This window comes from Planctomicrobium stercoris (assembly GCF_051465655.1).
In the GTDB taxonomy this organism is placed as follows: Bacteria; Planctomycetota; Planctomycetia; order Planctomycetales; family Planctomycetaceae; genus Planctomicrobium.
Genome location: NZ_CP195791.1, coordinates 166,163 through 183,636, shown reverse-complemented (window position 1 = coordinate 183,636; position 17,474 = coordinate 166,163). Strand labels below are relative to the sequence as shown.

Sequence of the window (17,474 nt, the reverse complement as noted above, 5' to 3'; positions counted from 1 at the left end):
ACCGGGTTCTGAACAGAACCGATGCGTTCGATCAACCCGTGCATGAGCCCGTATTTGCGTCAGACGCCCTGATCGGCGTTTGTCCCGGCTGCGTTGTTTTCGCTGCCAGCTCCTCACTCCGGTGATTTGCATCACCGGCAGCACGGCCATTCGTCCGTAGTTCTTGCTGATAGAAACAGTTTTCGCCCCATGTCCGAGTCCACAACGAATTCGACCACAGACACTCCATTCCAGGCCCTGGGTCTGAGCGACACCATGCTCCAGGCTCTGGAAAAGATTGGCTACAGCATTGCCACTCCCATTCAGGCACGGGCCATCCCCCTGCTGCTGGAAGGGCGTGATGTTCTGGGCCAGGCCCAGACCGGAACCGGAAAAACCGGAGCCTTCGCCATTCCCTTGCTGGAGCGGATCGACCTGTCGCTCAAACAGCCCCAGCTGCTGGTACTGGCCCCCACACGCGAACTCGCGATTCAGGTCGCAGAGGCGTTCGAAAGCTACGCGTCAGCCACTCCCGGTCTCCGCGTCACAGCGATTTACGGGGGACAGGATTATTCCGTCCAGCTGCGTCAGCTCAAGCGGGGGATCCACGTGGTTGTCGGGACTCCCGGTCGAGTCATGGATCACATGCGCCGCGGTTCGCTGAGTCTGGACGGCCTGAAAGGGCTCGTGCTGGATGAAGCCGATGAAATGTTGAAGATGGGGTTCGCGGAAGATGTGGACTGGATTCTGACTCAGGCTCCCGAAGAGCGACAGATCGCCCTGTTCTCCGCAACCATGCCGGAGGCCATTCGTCGCATCGCTCAGCAGCATCTGAAAAATCCCGCTGAGATCACGATTCAGCAGAAGACAGCCACCGCCGACACGATCGAACAGCGATTCGTCATCGTCACGCCGCACTCGAAAGAAGACGTCATTGCACGCGTCCTCGAGGCAGAGCCGACCGACGGCGTCCTCATCTTCGTTAAAATGAAGAGTACCACCGAACCGCTGGCTGAGTTCCTCGCCCAGCAAGGGCATCGGACGGCGGCCCTGAGTGGCGATGTCCCGCAAAAACAGCGGGAACGGATCATCGACAACATGAAGTCCGGCAAGATCGACATCATCATTGCAACGGACGTGGCAGCTCGCGGACTGGACGTGCAGCGAATCAGCCACGTGATCAACTATGACCTGCCGTTTGACTCGGAAAGCTATGTGCACCGCATCGGACGGACCGGTCGTGCCGGACGGACCGGGAACGCCATCCTGCTGATTCAGTCTCGCGAGCAGTTCAAGCTGCGAAGAATCGAACAGCAGACCCGGCAGCGCATTCAGCCGATGCAGATCCCTTCGAAACGGGACATCAATCGCCGCCGTTCTGCGCAGTTCCACGAGAAGATCACCGCCGCGCTGGGGCATCCGGAACTGTCGACCTTTACGAATCTGATCGAGCAATATCAGGCACAGAATCCAGAGGCTCCGATCGAGCAGATTGCAGCTGCCCTCGCACTGATGTCGACCGGGGACACTCCGCTGTTCCTGACGGAAGATCTCAAGTCGGCCAGTTTTTCTGATCGTCGTGACAGTCGCCGGGATGGACCTCCGCGTCGGGAACGGTCGTTCGACGGCGATTTCCGCCCGGAGCGAAGCCGTCGACCGGAACGTTCAGAACGGCCCGAACGTTCGGAACGTCCCTCCGGTGCTGGCCGGGCGGACACCGACATGGAAACATTCCGGATCGAAGTGGGACACGCCCATCAAGTCAAGCCGGGCAACATCGTCGGCGCGATCGCGAACGAAACCGGAATCGACACCACTTACATCGGCCGCATCCAGATTTACGATGACTTCAGCACCGTTGACCTGGCTGCCGGCATGCCAGACGACATTTTCTTCGCACTGAAGAAAGTCTGGGTCGCTGGGCAGCAGCTGAACATCTCCCGCATGGACCGCAATTCGGTTCCCCAGGAACGCTCCGGTCCCCGGAAGTTCAAAGACCGGTCCAAGCCGAAGCGCTTCGCTTCGAAGTCCTGAGCGGTCAATTTTTGGAATTCTCCGCCCGAGCCGAATTGGTGAGGGCGGAGGTTTCCCGTGATATGGCTGATGTTTGACGTTCCTGACCCCCAATTCCTTTCGAATCAGCAACACGGTTGACCGGAAGAAGCGATTGGATACACTCTCACCTCGCTGCGGTCGTGGCGAAATTGGCAGACGCGCAAGATTCAGGTTCTTGTGTCCGATAAGGACGTGGAGGTTCGACTCCTCTCGACCGCACTTCTGGCTGGAACTTTGCTCCAGCCAGGCAGTTACCAAAAAAAGGCCTCCGAAAAACATTTCGGAGGCCTTTTTGATTTTCTGGGTCGATCCTGGATCGATCAGCTGGCAGCCAGGACCGGCCGGGGAGCGGTGCTTTCCACTTTGGGATCGCGCCAGTTGAAACCTCGTTCAATGGCGGCCTTCGAGAGTCGTACCAGCATGTCGCGGTCGACCAGCGGACACGGAAGGTGCGGCAACGCTGCGATGGTATTGCTGGCGTCGAACTCTGGGTCGTCTTTCCAGTAGGAATGGTAAACTTCCATATGCTTCAGGAAGAGCTGCTGGATTTCGTCGCTTCCCATCGTCCCGGAAGCTCCGGAGAACGAGAGTCCGTACAGGCCAACCACTTCTTCCATCACGTCACGAATGAGTCGGACGGTAATCGGAACACGCGGCGAGAGGTGGTAGGTTTTGCCGTGCAGCGAAGAATCGGCGATGATTGTCGACATCGCTTCGGAGACCCAGTCGACCGGCACAAGATTCTTTCGCTCATGTCCGTCCACGTTGATTTTGAACGTGTTGGAGACGATCTTTCCGGTGAAATCCTGATTTCCCATGCTCTGAGCCAGGGTCAGGCCCAGCTGCAGCATGGCGTAGAAATTGTGGTAGGTGAACGTCATTCCCGTGCGACTGTCTCCGACGATGATTGCCGGGCGGAAGACGGTCAGTGACTTCAGGAACTGTGCATTGCGTACCAGTTCTTCAGCCTCGACCTTGCTCTCTTCGTAGGGGTTGGCGAATTCCTGTCCGACATTGAGTTCGTCTTCGTATACCAGCCCCTGCCGTTTGCCGGCGACGTAGGCTGTCGAGACGTGATGGAACTGTTCGATTCCGGCCTGTTCGCAGAATTCCAGCACGTTTTGCACGCCGCCGACGTTCGAACGCCACGGTTCGCTGTCACGGCCTGTGCTGACAAAGGAGAGGCTGGCTGCGTTGTGGATCATGCCATCGCAATTTTCGGCCGCCCAGCGAATCTCCGGACCGCTGAGTCCCAGGTCCGGGCTGACGATATCTCCGCAGAGCACTGTGGGGCGAGGCATTTCCCGCTCGAGTTCTTTCTCCCAGACCCGCATGGCGGCTTCGATGCGCTGATGTGCATCGCTTCTGCGGCTGGGGCGAACCAGGACTGCAAGTTCAACTCCTTTTGAAAGCAGGTCTTTCATAAGGTAACGGCCGAGTAGCCCGGTCGCACCAGTCAGAAGCAAGCGTCCCATCAATTCGATCCCTTTGTGATACAGCGGTCGGGGTGACCGCATGACTGCCCGCTTTTTGTTCGTGAATGTTCAATATGCCGACTGCGACCGAACCTGGAAATTCTCCCGCAGCTGATCGCGGGGGAATTTCGGCCACCAACTTTCGTTCGGCCACCGGAGAGGATCGCGGGTCTGGCGGGTCTGAATCTGTCTGCCGGAACCAACGATGAACTCTGAAGACATCCGGGATTGACCGGATGTTGTTCGCAATGCCAGTCTGCTGAACATTACGAGACAACGATCATCGGGCCTGCTTTTGCGGCGGTCAAGTGCGGAATTGGCCTTCAGGAGTGAATCCCCTGCAGCCTGCCCGGGGAAACGCCTTCCGCAAGCTTTAGACCGCCGGTAGGTATTGCTCGGGAAAGTGTGGCCGCAACAACTTCAAGGCCGGTAAAAAATAGACTTCAGAAACGCGTACCATACTGATATGACACAACTTACAAATATACATTCCGTGCGAGTCAAATTCAAAAATTTCCCACGGCAGCGACTGAAAAATGTGCAGTTTGGGGGTGCTCGCCACGCGGTGCCGATCAGCTGCGGATTGTGTCGACCGCACGGGGGTGCGGGCCAAAGTCACCCCATTTCGTCCGAATCCGGCTTTCGGAGAACTGGCGTACGATGCGTAATTGCATTACGTTATGTCAATTCCCCGCCGGACTGTTGATCCTCATTCAGCATTCGCGGCAGAACCGAATCAACTTGTTGGTATCGCTTGAAGTGACAGTGGACATTTTGCCGTCAGCTGAATTACCACGGCAGAACGACTCGTGAATCACGCCGAGTGCTATCGCCCCTGAAACAATCACATCTCTAGGGTTTGACCAGAGTGTATCACGGTGCCCTCCTGACCTCGGACTGCTCCCCGCGCAACCTCGCGGAACGTGCCGACTCCCGGGACCAGGGCCCCCATCTGATCCAGCAGGATACAGTGATTGCCTTCTCCAACGGAGAAGCAATTGAAGACTGCAAAGAGTCTTCATGCCCCTGCCGGACCGACACTCCCCTGGAACCGCACATCGTCTCTTCGCTGTTCGTCGCTGTGGAATCCGGACTCGCAACTGGCGTCCGATTCTCCACTATGCCGGATCAGCGGTCCCCTGCACACAGTCACTCTTTGTTCCGGTCAGCGCAACCATCCGGAGCAGGCTTGATCCGCAGCGATCATCGATCGTATCCCGAGACACGCGCTTCCATGGAGTACGCTGCCAATTGCGTGATGCACCCTGTTCGTCCCGATCGACGAAGAGGAATCCATGAAAAAAGAAATGCTGATCAACGTCCTCCAACCGGAAGAAAGTCGCATCGCGATTGTTGAGGACGGAGTTCTCGAAGAACTCTACGTAGAACGAACCAGTGCAGAAGCGTACGTCGGGAACGTCTATAAAGGGCGGGTCGTTAATATCGAACCCAGCATCCAGGCGGTCTTCGTCGACTTCGGAGTCGGTCGCAACGGCTTCCTCCACGTCAGCGACGTCGAGTATCAGTACTACAAACACCTGCTCAGCGAACGTGAACGCGCCGAAGTTGAAAAGGGACGCAACTCCAAACTCAACGAACGCAGCTCACGCAACAAGCCCCCCATTCAGGACATCTTCCAGCGGGGGAGCGAAGTCCTCATTCAGGTCATCAAGGAAGGGATCGGCAACAAAGGGCCGACTCTGTCCACTTACATCAGCATTCCCGGACGCTACCTCGTGCTGATGCCGGGACTGAACCGACTGGGAGTCAGCCGCAAAATCGAAGATGAAGAAGTTCGCCGCAACCTGCGGAAGATCCTGAAGGCTCTGGATCCTCCCGCCGGCCTGGGCTTCATTATTCGCACCGCGGGTGTCGACCGTTCAGAAAAGGATCTGCAGCGGGACATGAACTACCTGCTGCGACTCTGGAAAACGATCGTTCACCGTCTGGAAAAGCTCCCTTCGCCGATCGACATCTACGAAGAGAGCGACATGATTACCCGGACCATCCGGGACATCTACCACACCGATATCGAAGCGATCTATATCGACGAACCGACTGCCTTCGAGAAGGCTCGCGAGTTCATGAAAGTCGTGCTTCCCAAGCACGTCGACCGCGTGCAGTTCTATGACGGCAAAGAGCCGATCTTCAACAAATACAACATTGAAGATGAGATCGACCGCATTCAGAGCCGGCGCGTCCCGCTGAAGTCGGGCGGTTCGCTGGTCATCGATCAGACGGAAGCTCTCGTTGCCATCGACGTCAACAGCGGCAGTTCCCGCTCGACCGATGACGCTGAACGCTCGGCTTACCATGTGAATCTCGAAGCTGCCGAAGAGATCGCCCGCCAGATCCGTCTGCGTGACTTGGGTGGGGTGATCGTCAATGACTTCATCGACATGCGCGATGAGAAGCATCGCCGGGGCGTGGAGCGCAAGCTGCGAGCGTGCGTTGAGAGAGACCGTGCCCGGACCAAGGTGCTGCGTATCAGTCCGTTCGGTCTGATCGAAATGACCCGTCAGCGGATTCGCCCCTCGCTGCGTCGCAGTACGTATGAAGACTGTCCTTGCTGCAACGGAATGGCTCAGGTGAAAACCGCCGAGAGCATGGCGATTGAAGTCATGCGGGCGCTGATGCTGGCAGCTTCATTGCCGGACGTTGCCGAAGTGCGGCTGGAAGTTCACCAGCGTGTCGCCGATTACATGATCAACAAGAAACGTCGCGAACTGACCAATCTGGAAGAGAAGTACGAAGTGCTTGTGCGGGTTCAGACGGGAATGAACGTCAGCCCCTCGCACTTGTCCATTAAATGCTTTAACAACTTGGGGGCCCCGCTGAAGGGGGTTGATTACCCGGCGTAAGGCCAGGTGACATCCAGAAATTTCGCAAGCCGCATCCATGAAGCCAACGTGCTTGACGGATGCGGCTTGTTAGTTTGCCTCTTCGGGCAATCTCTCGCCGGTATGCTCCAGCTTTCGGTAGCGCTCTTCAATGTATTCGTGGTACTGCGATTCCAGCGACGGATCCGGCACATCAAAGAAGACTGAGTTCCAAGTGCAACTCCAGGCGGTTGCTTGAATCAACTTGCCATCTCGAGCCACCACTGTCACGCCCGTAAAATAGAGTCCCGGTTCGGAATCCTGATAATAGTCGTAGACGCCATAGGGGCCGAATTCAGAACGCGAACTGGGTGGGTATCGCTTCAGCAGATCGTCGACTGGATGCCCTGCCCGGATGCGGCGAAGTGCAAGTTCTCGCCACACCGGATGGCCTTCGCTCGCCATCGCGACATATGTCCTGAGGTCTTGTGGTCCATAGATACGAAAAAAGAGGCATGCTGCAATCAAGAGCGAGAACACTGCAGCGCCGGCGATGATGAGTCGCCGCGACATCTTCGTAAATCTTAAGGACGGCAGCTGCATCAATCGGTTCCCATTTTCAGCGAGTATCTCGGGAAATGGTCCTCATTGATCCATTCTCGCAGAGCCCGCGAATCCAATGCAATTGCATTCACTCCTTTCCCGCACAAGTCCTGAAGAGGTTCCACTCGAATTCTAGCACTTCTTGTATTAGAGTCTTAAGACCTGAACGTCCTTCATTGCAAGTCGGGGTCTGACATGTCTGAGTCGTTTTCGGAAGCGTATCAATCCTATCGCGGGCTCCCGGTTCTCGCCGGGCTCTGTTCGATGGAAGAGGCCCAGCAAAGTGACTGGAGCCTGGACGAGAGCGTGCGACGTCTTAAACGTCTGCACTACATGCTGCTCAGGCTTCACCAGATCTTTACCTCTCGCATTACCGCTGAGCCGATTTACGAATTAAAGACCGGTTTCAGCCACCACGCGTATCTCTGCGCGGAACACGTTTCGGCCATTCGAAAGCGTGTGGGTGAAATGCGAGAGCCGCCGCTGGGACTCGACCGCATTCCCCACGAAGGTCTGCAGCGATACTTCGAAGAGATTCAGGCAGCACCTCATACCGAAGAACTTGTCTTCGGGCTGTATGCCCATGCTGTCCCCGCTGCGATTGCCTGTGCGGAAGCGATTTACCGCGATGCCCATCCGCTCGCCGATGCTCCGACTCGCCGGGTGGCACGTTTCGCCCTGGTCGAGTTGCAGGATCTTCAGGATTTCGGCCAGCAGACACTCGCCAGCCTGCTGAGTCAAAGTGACGTTGAAAAGTTCCAGCCCTGGAAACGTCTGCTGGATCAGTGTCTGACAGCGGCCGGGACTGCGGAAGGAACGGAGCCTGACGTTGGAGAAGTTCCTGCCCCACATTTCTCATCTGTCCCGTATCAATACGATCCGGTGCCGAAGCGGGATGACCGGTTCGTCGATTCATTCAACGCCGGATTCAATGCGGAAGCGTTCCTGTACGACGAACGTTTTCAGGCTCGCGATAAAACGCTGGCGATGTACTACAAGCGGATCCGCGAGCTGGATGTTCCCGAGATGATGGCCAGCATCCTGCATGAACTGCACGATGAGCCGTGGGGCTTCCATGAAGAGATGAGCCGACAGCTCTGGGATGAAGCCCGGCACGCGATGATGGGAGAGGTCGGCTTCGCACGACTGGGACTGGACTGGCGGCAGATTCCCATCAACTACACATGGTCCCGCAATCTCAACACTCAGCTGACCGCCCGGGAGCGGCACGGTGTCCTCTTCTATATCGAACAGGGATTGATGCCCAAGACCGGGAAGCGGTTTGAATGGGAAGTCGGTCAGGCCAGCCACGATCCGTTTTCCGCACTGGTGCAGGATTTCGACTGGGCGGATGAAGTGCTGCATTCGCAGATCGGACGACGCTGGTATGTGCCGCGTTTCGCTTCCCTGCAGGAGGCGCTCGGGTACGGAGATGCCTGCTGGAGTAAGGTCCTCAGCCACTGGCGCGAGGACCTGGAACAGGGGCGGACGGATCACCACAACTGGTGGCCGGAACTGTATCAGCAGGCGTGTGAACGCTGGGGAGTCACCCCCGATCCGGATGCGATGGGCTTTGCGACCACGTACGAAGAAATTCGGGCGGACCTCAAAGGAATCTCAGCCAGCGGCTGAAGTGCCGTCAAACCGGATTCGACGCTTAATGACCTGCTGGTAGTTTCTTCGGCCAGCAGGTCATTCAGGATTTTCACTTGTTGAGAGTCCGTGCAATCGCCTGCGGTACGCTGAATAAGCGACTCGAAGTTGCTCTAATAGAGTCCCCCTGAACAGCAGGCGAGCTTCAACCACGGACTCGTCCGGCCTGTTCACGTACTCTCGACGAAACCGACCTCGATCAAGGAGTCAGCAATGTCCCTCCCACTCTCTCACTCTTCCACAGAGTCTCGCTTCGGAATGACTTCGACAGACCGAAGAGGATTTCTTCAGGCAGCTGCCTGCGGAGTGTTGACGGCAGCGTCAGCCACCTTCTCCCCGCTGGCAACAAAGTCACTCTTCGCTGCTGAGTCGAAAGAGTATACGCTGCCGCCGCTGGGCTATGCCTTCGATGCTCTTGAACCGTACATCGACGCCCGCACGATGGAGATTCATCACGACAAACACCATCAGGCCTACGTCACGAATCTCAACAAGGCGATCGCTGGAACAGACCTGGGAGACCAGTCGGTCGAGAAGCTGATCTCGAACCTGGATGCGGTTCCCGAAAAGATCCGCACAGCCGTCCGGAACAACGGTGGGGGCCATGCCAATCATTCACTCTTCTGGCAGCTGCTGAAGAAAGATGGCGGTGAGCCCAGCGGAGCATTGAAGTCTGAGATCGACGCCAAGTGGGGCAGCTACGACAAGTTCAAAACGGAATTCGCAGCTGCTGCCACAACCCGTTTCGGCAGCGGCTGGGCCTGGCTGTTCCTGAATAAGGACGGAGAACTGGAGATCGGCAGCACAGCGAATCAGGATAGCCCGCTGATGACTGGCGGCACCCCGCTGCTGGGGCTGGATGTCTGGGAGCACGCGTACTATCTGAAGTATCAGAACCGCCGCCCGGAATACATCACTGCATTCTTTTCAGTGATCAACTGGCCGAAGGTGGCCGAGCTGCGAGCCGACGCTGCGAAGGCGTAGGACTGTCTGTAGAGAAACGCCCGGACAGAAATGTCCGGGCCACACTCCACCTCGAATGCACAAAAAAAGAACGCCGGTTGATTGACCGGCGTTCTTCGCATTTCAATGTAGCAGATCCGGTGACTAGAGCGGTTTTGCCAATAAACTATTGCGTTCCGCAGGCGATAATATGGACTTTCATGCGGTAAGAACCCTGAATCGCCTGCACATGATAGACCAAACTGGTCTACACCGAGAAGCTGCTGCCGCATCCGCAGGAGCGGCTGACGTTCGGGTTGTCGAACTTGAAGCCTCGACGCTGCAGGTCTTCGTAGAAGTCGACAACAGTGCCGTCCAGGTGCAGGTCGTGGTTCTTCTGAACAGCCACTTTCACGCCGTGCTGGCTGGAAATGTGGTCCTTCTCCGGATCGGATTTGTCGTCAAAAGCGAAGCTGTACTGGAAACCGCTGCATCCGCCCCCAGCGACGCCGACTCGCACAAACGTCTCTTCGGGGAAGTTCTGCTCGTTCATCACGCGCTTGATTTCGGCGGCTGCCCGTTCTGTAAGCTGAATCATCTTCTTTTCTCCATCGTCTTGCTGGGACGAATCTTACGGCAACTTGACTTGTTGAAGGAGAGTCGTGGCTCTCACCGGAATCACCGGCAGAAATCCGGTGGTTGTGCACTCGAGGAATCGGTCTTTCCCTAAGTTTATAGCGGTGCGGAAGCTGGGACAATAGACTTTTTATCGGCGGAAGTTCTTTGACGTTTTGAGACTTCAGCCGCGAAATCGCCCGGTCCACTCTTTTCGCCCGAAGCTTCCCGTGCCCCAGAAAACTCGACGAGGTCTGGCGACGTGGCTGACATCCACGCAAACTCCCTTGTTCGTCCTGGACGAACGGCGAATGGTGCTCGTCTTCAACCGCGGCTGTGAAGAGTTTTCCCAGTGGTCAGCGGGTGAAGTGATCGGGAAAATCTGCACGTTTGAAACAGAGGCTGACCCTCAACGCATCGGCAGCCTGACCGGAGCAATCTGCCCTCCTCCTGATCTGGGGCCGGGACAATTCACGAGAAAACGCAGTCTCTTTCATCGCAAAGACGGAACGGTTGTTGAGCGGGACATTCACTTTTTCCCCCTCCCTTCGAGTGAAGCCCCAACAACGTACCACGTACTGGGAATCATTACCGATCCTGTCGAATCACCGGCTCAGACCGATTCGCCTCATCTGGAAATTAGTCGGCATACCGCAGAATTATATGTGAAGTACGGAGTGGATCGGCTGGTGGCGCGTTCTCCAGCGATGGAGCGGGTGGCGGCTCAGATCGAACTCGCCCGGTGCCGACTCGCGTCTGTGCATCTTCGCGGGGAACGGGGGAGCGGTCGCGAACATGTGGCCCGACTCATCCATTACTCGGGCGATCAGCGGCAGACGCGATTTGTTCCGCTGCGCTGTGCGACAGCCTCTCACTTCGAACTTTTTCGGACCTTGCAGCGGCTGGGCGAACCCGGTTCCAACGATTTTGTCGGGACTGTTTATCTGGATGATGTCACATCGCTTCCTGGAGATCTGCAGCCACTGGTTCTTGAGCAATTGCACATTCCCCATCGCCGCTGGGTTTCTTCGTCTGCCCTGGGACTTGAAGGGATCGCGGAGGAAGCGTTTCATCCCGGATTGCTTTCGAAGCTGACGGCATTCACCATTACGGTTCCGCCGCTCCGCGCACGACTGGAAGACCTCCCTCTGCTCGCCCAGCAGATTCTCGAGGAATGCAACTCGGGAAGCCCGCTGCAGCACACGGGGTTTTCACCAGCAGCTCTGCGGCTGTTACTGCAACACACCTGGCCGGGCAATGTCGATGAGCTCTCACAGGTCGTGCAGAAAGCGTGCGAGCGGAGTCAGACAGCCGTCATTGAGGTGTCCGACCTGCCGGTGGAATTCACCGCCGGCCTGCAGTCTCGATCGATTCGACCATTGCCGCATGCCGTGTCTCTGGATGAACAGGTCGCTCAGTTCGAGCGGACCCGGATCATGGCAGCGATGAAGGAGTCTCGGGGCAATAAGACACTCGCTGCGGAAAAGCTGGGAATTCCGCGGGCGAAGTTGTATCGCAGGATGGAACAGCTGGGGCTTGAAGAGGACAGTCTGGACGAGAGCACCGAGCAGGAAGGGTGAACGCCGGGGCGAGACGGTTCAGGTGGATTCCCGAATGATCAAACGCGGTTCAACGACCCGCTGCTCGCCTGTTGTCGCCCGGCGATTCTTGAGCGATTCTTCCATCAGGTCCAGAGCTGCCACAGCGTAGGCTGTATGGGACTGGTCGATGGTCGTCAGTGTCGGTTCGATAATTTCCCCGAGTTCCAGATTGTCGTAGCCGGTGATGGCGACATCCTGCGGAACTTTCAGATTCCGTCGTCGCAGCCCCTGGATGATGCGGGCGGCCCATTGGTCATTTGAAGCGATGATGGCATCCACCTTCTGATCGAAGACCAGATACTGGACGCATTCATCCACGGTTTCACGGGTCGGCTGCTGGGTGTTCTCGGGACTCATCCACATCATTTTGGGGCTGGCGGGCAGCTTGTGCGCCTGAAGAGCTGCCTTCCAGGCTTCATGTCGCACGGTCATGAGCTGGTCGGTCTGATTACACAGTTCCAGACCGATTCTCTGCCGCCCCCGTGAGACCAGATGGTCGACCAGCTGACGGATGGCCGACGCGGTATCCACCCTCACAAACGCCTGCGATTTCAAAATCGGAGCAGCATGCAGCACCATCCCGGGCCGGCCTTTGAAGACGGGCTGCAGGGCGGTGCGGGTGTCCTGCATGACGTCGAACAGGCAGAGTACGCCATCGATGCCCCGGTCAGCGAAGTCGTCCAGGTACCCCTGGATTTCTCCCGGATCGCCGTGCACCTGCCCGATGACCATGCGGTACCCGCGGCGCTGAGCTTCAATCTCGATCGCTGAGAGTCGAGCTGAGAACACAGCGGTGTTCACCGTGTTCAGGATGACCCCCAGCATGTGGGTCGGCTTTCCTCGCAGCTGTTGTGCGGCCCGATTCGGCCGGTAGTTCATTTCCTGAGCGATCTTCAGGACCCGTTCGCGGGTTTCCGGGGAAACTCGCACGTTGTTGATCCCGGAGTGATTGAGTACGTGACCGACGGCTGCCCGCGAGACTCCCGCTTTACGGGCGATATCCACCAATCGAACTTTTTGACTTTCAATGGCCATCATGTTGACTTCGTTTGTCTCTTAATGAAACTCGTCCACGGGCGAGGGCATTCCAGTGCAATCCGCTCCTGAATGGGGTGTCGCAAATGGAGTGGATCGGCTGCAACAGGTTTTTCAGCGTAAACTCTTCACATTGAAAAGATACGGGTTCTGAAGTGCACGGAGAATTGCCAGCGGGAGTAGAAGAAACTCCGCCCCAGGCGCTGACACACTTAGCCTAGCGTGCCAGATTCGTCTGTCACACTCTGGAATCGGGGATTCTCCATGAATTCAGTCCATTTTCGCAGGGGGAAAGATTGAAATTTCGCCCTCTTTCACAGCAACCCTCACCCCTCCCGCTTCACAGACCTGTTCCAGAATTTCCCCGACCGTGGCATTCTGAAGTTTCAGGGAGACCGGCCGCAGCCGCGTTTCCTCGGGGAAATCGGAGATGTCCAGCGGAGTTCCAAGGAGTTCCTGCAAGTCCCGGAGAACCTGTTCCAGCGGGACCGGACGGATCTGCTCAAACGACGCAATTTTCTGGGCGAGCCTCGGCTTCAGGTCGATGACGGGAAGTTCCGGGGTCAGTTCCACTTCGATTGGTGGGTCAGACTGGGCGAGGGGCGTCTGTTCGCCAGGGCCTTTTGGAGCGGTCGGCATCGACGTCAGTGGATCTCCAGCGACCTGCGGATCGAGCGACATTCCATCCGCCATGGCAGCCAGTCGCCGGACCACAACAGGATCTGCCTTGGAGTTGAGGGTTTTCACACTCCCGTCCGCCATCAAGACCTGCATGCTGTCAGCCTGGCCTGTCCCGAATCCGTCCGGCCCGTGCAGGTACGGTTCTCGCGTGAAGGAACGAACGGTTGCATCTCCCGGGCGTGCCCAGGATCCGAGCCGGGATTCGACCCCTGCGACCAGAATGGTGTTCGAAAGCCCGTCCCGCACATCCTCGGGTCTGGTCCCCTGCCCGTTGGTAAAGATCCCCGCGCGGGGATGGTTGCGAGGCAGATCAGCCGCATCGACACCGACGCCGGAGACGCCGACAAAGTGCGTGGCAGGATAGTTGTCTTCACCGGATTTCTGAGCGACTTCAGGATTCTCCATCGCTGGAAATCGACGACGGACGAACTCATCGTTGATGGGGGCGTCCCAGCCTTTCTCCCAGTGTGGACGCGGACCCGGCAAATGAGTCTCAGCAAGTTGTGCAATCCAGCTCCGGGCAGTATCCCCTGACGGCGTTCCAGATGGATAAGCTTCCTGGCGGGTCACGAAGTCGCCGACCATTGTTCCGATCCCCAGTAACTTCTGCTCCACGGGATCCACGGGCAACGGCGGAATGTGAACGGGCTCTTCAGTGGGATGAACCGGCGAACCCACCGGTTCTGAATCAGGTTCGCCGACCGGATCCACAGCCAGTGGGACTTTGGGCTCGGGTTGGTCACTCAGGAAGAAGACTGCCCCTGCGATCACGACACCCAGAATCGCAGCGCCCACTCGGACGAGACGGGGTGAGATGACGCTTCGCGGTCGTGCAGTGGAGAGCGCTTCGGGCCGGTGAGGAACGGTGCCGATCAGACCCCGGTCCGATTCCTGAATCAGCACCGGTTGTCGGCACTCGGGGCATTCAATTATCCGGTTGCGAAACGAGTCGTCTCGCACGCGAAGGGGAATTGAACAGTGCGGACAAAAGAATTCATGCATGGCTCAGGTGCTGACGCCGGTCATCGATCCAACCGCGATCACCGTTCGAGCGCATGGCCGGACTGCCGAGAGGCATCCTCGTCACATTGTGAGGAGTACAGGGGAATTAGATGTGAGTATTGTAGCGATTCTGTCGCGCTGGTGGTGGTCGTCATTTCCGGCATCCTCCGCGAAATTTCCATGTTGATTTCCGGGAACATGACGCGGATGAAAGAATCTTTTTCACTTTGAGCCTACGATTTGAGGCTGGCTGATGATGTCAGTCAGGCTGCTGCGCTGTGGGCGGAAATCTAAAGAGCTTCGCATTGGCTGGATATCGAGAACGAGTCACAAGAGCGATGGATCTTCTGACGGAAGGACTGACACCTTACGTCGAGGCCAGACTGTGCGCAGCCTATCCGAAAAACTGGACGCGTGCTGTGGCGGGCAGCTTTCGCGAGGATCGTGGTCGCATCACTCCGGAATCGGTCGACTGGGACGCCCAGGCCCTGCTGACGGTCATGTGGGACCAGTGGAATCAGATCTTTCGCAATGAACTCGGTCACTTCGAACGCAGTCTCGTCAGTGAGCTGCGGGAAGTCCGCAACCGCTGGGCTCATCAGCAGAACTTCGAATTCGACGACGCCTTCCGCGTTCTGGACAGTGTGGATCGGCTGCTGACCGCTGTGCAGGCTGCGAACGTCAGCGTGGTGAAGCGGGAAAAGTCGGATCTGCTCGAATCTCATGTCGCGGATGCGGTCAACACCCAGGTTCAGCGAACCGCGTTTCGCCGCAACAAATCGTGGGTGATTGCCATCTACACTCTGTGCTGCGGTTTGATTGTCACGCATGCCTGGATGGCTGGGGGCAGCGGCAACATGGCCCTGATCTCCGTGGTGCTGCTGGTTTTTCTCTATCTCATCTACCAGCAGTTCAAGCTCGAAGCTCCGTTGCTGTTTGGTCCGCGTGAATGCCACCGTTGTCATCGCATCATCTACCGCAAAGTCTGCCCGTACTGTGAACCCGGCAACAGCTGAGAGTACCTGCGAGCGATTCTGATTTCACGAATCCGTTTGCCTCTTGTGGCAAACACGTTCTGCGTGTAGAAGTGACCGAAGAACCTTCCTGCTGAACTTCATTCGGGGAACACGTTCGCTTGCCTCGCATTCATTTCACTTCGAATCTGCAGAAGCACCTGGATTGCCCGCCGCAACAGGTGGACGCGCCCACGTTGAAGGCCGCACTCGAAGCAGTGTTTCAGGAGAACCCGCGACTGCGAAGCTACCTTCTGGATGATCAGGGAAGTCTGCGAAAGCACGTGATGATTTTCGTCGATCAGGCAATGGTGCGAGATCGAAAATCACTGAGCGACCCGATCCATGCAGAAAGCGAAGTCTACGTCATGCAGGCACTCTCCGGGGGATAGCCCGGGTTTTCAAATCCGCGCCATCGAAAGAAGTCGCATTTCTCAACTTGATGAAAGAGCTGATCTCGATGAAAAGTCTTCGATTCTTCGTGGGGACCCGCAAAGGTCTGTTCACCGTCGATAAACAGGCCGGTCGCTGGGAGATTACTCGAGTCGATTTTCTGGGCGAGCCGGTGACCATGTGCCTGCATGATGCCCGTGACAACACGTTGTATGCATCACTGACTCTGGGGCATTTCGGCGTCAAGCTGCACCGCTCGCGGGACCTGGGAAGTACCTGGGAAGAGTGCGGCGTGCCGGTCTACCCGGCCGGAGCCACGGTGAGCGCCCGACCGGACAACCCGGAAGAAACGCCGAAACAGGTCCCCGCGAGTCTGGCTGAAATCTGGTCTCTGGAAGAAGCCGGTCACGATCAGCCTGGAGCCCTGTGGGCGGGGACGATTCCCGGAGGTCTTTTCAAATCCACAGATCATGGGATGACCTGGGAGCTGAACCAGCCGTTGTGGAATGTTCCGGAACGTCTGGAATGGTTCGGCGGAGGGAAGGATCACCCCGGCATCCATTCCGTCTGCGTCGATCCCCGGGACAGCCGGCATGTCACGCTGGCGATCTCCTGCGGCGGAGTCTGGGAAACCCGCGATGGAGGAGAAAGCTGGACGATGCCCGGCACCGGGCTGCGGGCGGACTTCCTTCCTCCGGAGCTGGCGTATCGACCCAATCAGCAGGACCCGCATCGGATGGTGCAGTGCGCAGCGGACCCCGACCGGATGTGGATTCAGCACCACAACGGAGTCTTCAGGTCGACCGATGGGGCCAAGACCTGGGAAGAGCTGCCTGACGTTCCCCCCGCGGTCTTCGGGTTTGCTGTCGCGGTCCATCCGCAGGACGGCAAGACCGCCTGGGTTGTTCCCGGAGTGAAGGACGCGTGCCGGGTTCCTGTCGATGCGAAACTTGTGTGCAGCCGAACGCGGGACGGCGGGGACACATTCGAAGTCTTGCGGAACGGTCTTCCGCAGGAACATTGCTACGACATCGTCTTTCGACATGGCCTTGACGTGAACGCCACTGGAGAGCATCTCGCCATGGGATCGTCGACCGGAGGCCTGTGGGTTTCATCCGACGGGGGAGACAGCTGGGAATGCGTCTCCACAACTCTTCCGCAGATCTACTGCGTTCGCTGGGAACGTTCGTAGCTGTTCATCAGGGGCGGTCCTGCAAAAAGGGAAACGCGTTCTGCTGAATGTGTGAATCCCGCCGGTGAATATTCCGGCGCGCCTGCGTTCGCCTCTCACGTCGTTCTGAACAAGGCTGTCACAATCTGATCCCCAACACGGTGACCTCAGCCACCCCCGACCAGGGTGACGATTTCAATCTCATCCCCGTCTTCGAGTTCGCACTGTGCGTGCTGTCCGCGGGGAACGAGCATCCGGTTGCGTTCCACAGCCAGAAACCGGGAGTCCAGGTCCAGGACTCGCAGCAACTCGGCAACCGTTGTTCCGCTGGCGACTTTACGTGATTCGCCGTTCACTGTGATCTGCACGATTTTCCTCCTGTAAATAGACTTGAGTTCAACTGGCCACGTCCGCGCCACGCCGTGTGAAGGCTCGTG

The 17,474-nt window shown here is 57.5% G+C and carries 14 protein-coding genes and 1 tRNA gene; 9 read left to right on the top strand and 6 right to left on the bottom strand.

Features of this window, described 5'->3' with window-relative positions; genetic code table 11:
• Window positions 1–189 precede the first annotated feature (189 nt).
• The gene (locus tag SH661x_RS00750; RefSeq protein ID WP_437227052.1) at window positions 190–2,013 is read left to right on the top strand and encodes a DEAD/DEAH box helicase; all 1,824 of its coding nucleotides are present in this window, start codon (window positions 190–192) and stop codon (window positions 2,011–2,013) included.
• A 155-nt stretch (window positions 2,014–2,168) separates the two neighbouring features.
• A tRNA-Leu gene (locus SH661x_RS00745) sits at window positions 2,169–2,253 on the top strand.
• A 101-nt stretch (window positions 2,254–2,354) separates the two neighbouring features.
• Here SH661x_RS00745 and SH661x_RS00740 read toward each other — a convergent pair.
• Window positions 2,355–3,551 (bottom strand): SDR family oxidoreductase, encoded by a 1,197-nt coding sequence (locus SH661x_RS00740; RefSeq protein WP_437227050.1) that lies wholly within the window; start codon window positions 3,549–3,551, stop codon window positions 2,355–2,357.
• 1,253 nt (window positions 3,552–4,804) lie between these two features.
• Between SH661x_RS00740 and SH661x_RS00735 the strand changes: the two genes are divergently transcribed.
• The gene (locus tag SH661x_RS00735) at window positions 4,805–6,370 is read left to right on the top strand and encodes an Rne/Rng family ribonuclease (protein WP_437227048.1); all 1,566 of its coding nucleotides are present in this window, start codon (window positions 4,805–4,807) and stop codon (window positions 6,368–6,370) included.
• 69 nt (window positions 6,371–6,439) lie between these two features.
• Here the strand turns inward: SH661x_RS00735 and SH661x_RS00730 are convergent, their stop codons facing one another.
• Window positions 6,440–6,901, bottom strand: a complete 462-nt coding sequence (locus tag SH661x_RS00730) for a hypothetical protein (RefSeq protein WP_437227046.1) — start codon at window positions 6,899–6,901, stop codon at window positions 6,440–6,442.
• A gap of 225 nt (window positions 6,902–7,126) precedes the next feature.
• Here SH661x_RS00730 and SH661x_RS00725 point away from each other — a divergent pair, with 225 nt between their 5' ends.
• Together SH661x_RS00725 and SH661x_RS00720 are read left to right on the top strand one after the other, a co-directional pair.
• The gene (locus SH661x_RS00725) at window positions 7,127–8,563 is read left to right on the top strand and encodes a hypothetical protein (protein WP_437227044.1); all 1,437 of its coding nucleotides are present in this window, start codon (window positions 7,127–7,129) and stop codon (window positions 8,561–8,563) included.
• 279 nt (window positions 8,564–8,842) lie between these two features.
• Window positions 8,843–9,568: a superoxide dismutase gene (locus SH661x_RS00720; protein WP_437227042.1), complete on the top strand. Its 726-nt coding sequence runs from the start codon at window positions 8,843–8,845 to the stop codon at window positions 9,566–9,568.
• Window positions 9,569–9,794: 226 nt separating this feature from the next.
• Here SH661x_RS00720 and SH661x_RS00715 read toward each other — a convergent pair whose 3' ends face one another.
• Window positions 9,795–10,124 carry a HesB/IscA family protein gene (locus SH661x_RS00715; protein WP_437227040.1) on the bottom strand — a complete coding sequence of 110 codons (330 nt, stop codon included), beginning with the start codon at window positions 10,122–10,124 and terminating at the stop codon, window positions 9,795–9,797.
• A 247-nt stretch (window positions 10,125–10,371) separates the two neighbouring features.
• On the opposite strand from SH661x_RS00715, the gene SH661x_RS00710 reads away from it, so the two are divergent.
• Window positions 10,372–11,721: a helix-turn-helix domain-containing protein gene (locus SH661x_RS00710; protein ID WP_437227038.1), complete on the top strand. Its 1,350-nt coding sequence runs from the start codon at window positions 10,372–10,374 to the stop codon at window positions 11,719–11,721.
• Window positions 11,722–11,739: 18 nt separating this feature from the next.
• Here the strand turns inward: SH661x_RS00710 and SH661x_RS00705 are convergent, their stop codons facing one another.
• Both SH661x_RS00705 and SH661x_RS00700 read right to left on the bottom strand, forming a co-directional pair.
• Window positions 11,740–12,780: a LacI family DNA-binding transcriptional regulator gene (locus SH661x_RS00705; protein ID WP_437227036.1), complete on the bottom strand. Its 1,041-nt coding sequence runs from the start codon at window positions 12,778–12,780 to the stop codon at window positions 11,740–11,742.
• Window positions 12,781–13,047: 267 nt separating this feature from the next.
• Entirely contained in the window at window positions 13,048–14,361 is a 1,314-nt protein-coding gene (locus SH661x_RS00700; protein ID WP_437227034.1) for a hypothetical protein, read from the bottom strand.
• A 437-nt stretch (window positions 14,362–14,798) separates the two neighbouring features.
• Here SH661x_RS00700 and SH661x_RS00695 point away from each other — a divergent pair, with 437 nt between their 5' ends.
• The 3 genes from SH661x_RS00695 to SH661x_RS00685 all read left to right on the top strand — a co-directional run bounded on the left by SH661x_RS00695 (window position 14,799) and on the right by SH661x_RS00685 (window position 17,058).
• Window positions 14,799–15,476 carry a Swt1 family HEPN domain-containing protein gene (locus SH661x_RS00695; protein ID WP_437227032.1) on the top strand — a complete coding sequence of 226 codons (678 nt, stop codon included), beginning with the start codon at window positions 14,799–14,801 and terminating at the stop codon, window positions 15,474–15,476.
• 119 nt (window positions 15,477–15,595) lie between these two features.
• Complete coding sequence (locus tag SH661x_RS00690) at window positions 15,596–15,865, top strand: MoaD/ThiS family protein (protein ID WP_437227030.1); 270 nt, start codon at window positions 15,596–15,598, stop codon at window positions 15,863–15,865.
• Window positions 15,866–15,933: 68 nt separating this feature from the next.
• The gene (locus SH661x_RS00685) at window positions 15,934–17,058 is read left to right on the top strand and encodes a WD40/YVTN/BNR-like repeat-containing protein (protein WP_437227028.1); all 1,125 of its coding nucleotides are present in this window, start codon (window positions 15,934–15,936) and stop codon (window positions 17,056–17,058) included.
• A gap of 146 nt (window positions 17,059–17,204) precedes the next feature.
• Here the strand turns inward: SH661x_RS00685 and thiS are convergent, their stop codons facing one another.
• Complete coding sequence (gene thiS, locus SH661x_RS00680) at window positions 17,205–17,405, bottom strand: sulfur carrier protein ThiS (protein WP_437227026.1); 201 nt, start codon at window positions 17,403–17,405, stop codon at window positions 17,205–17,207.
• Window positions 17,406–17,474: the final 69 nt, after the last annotated feature.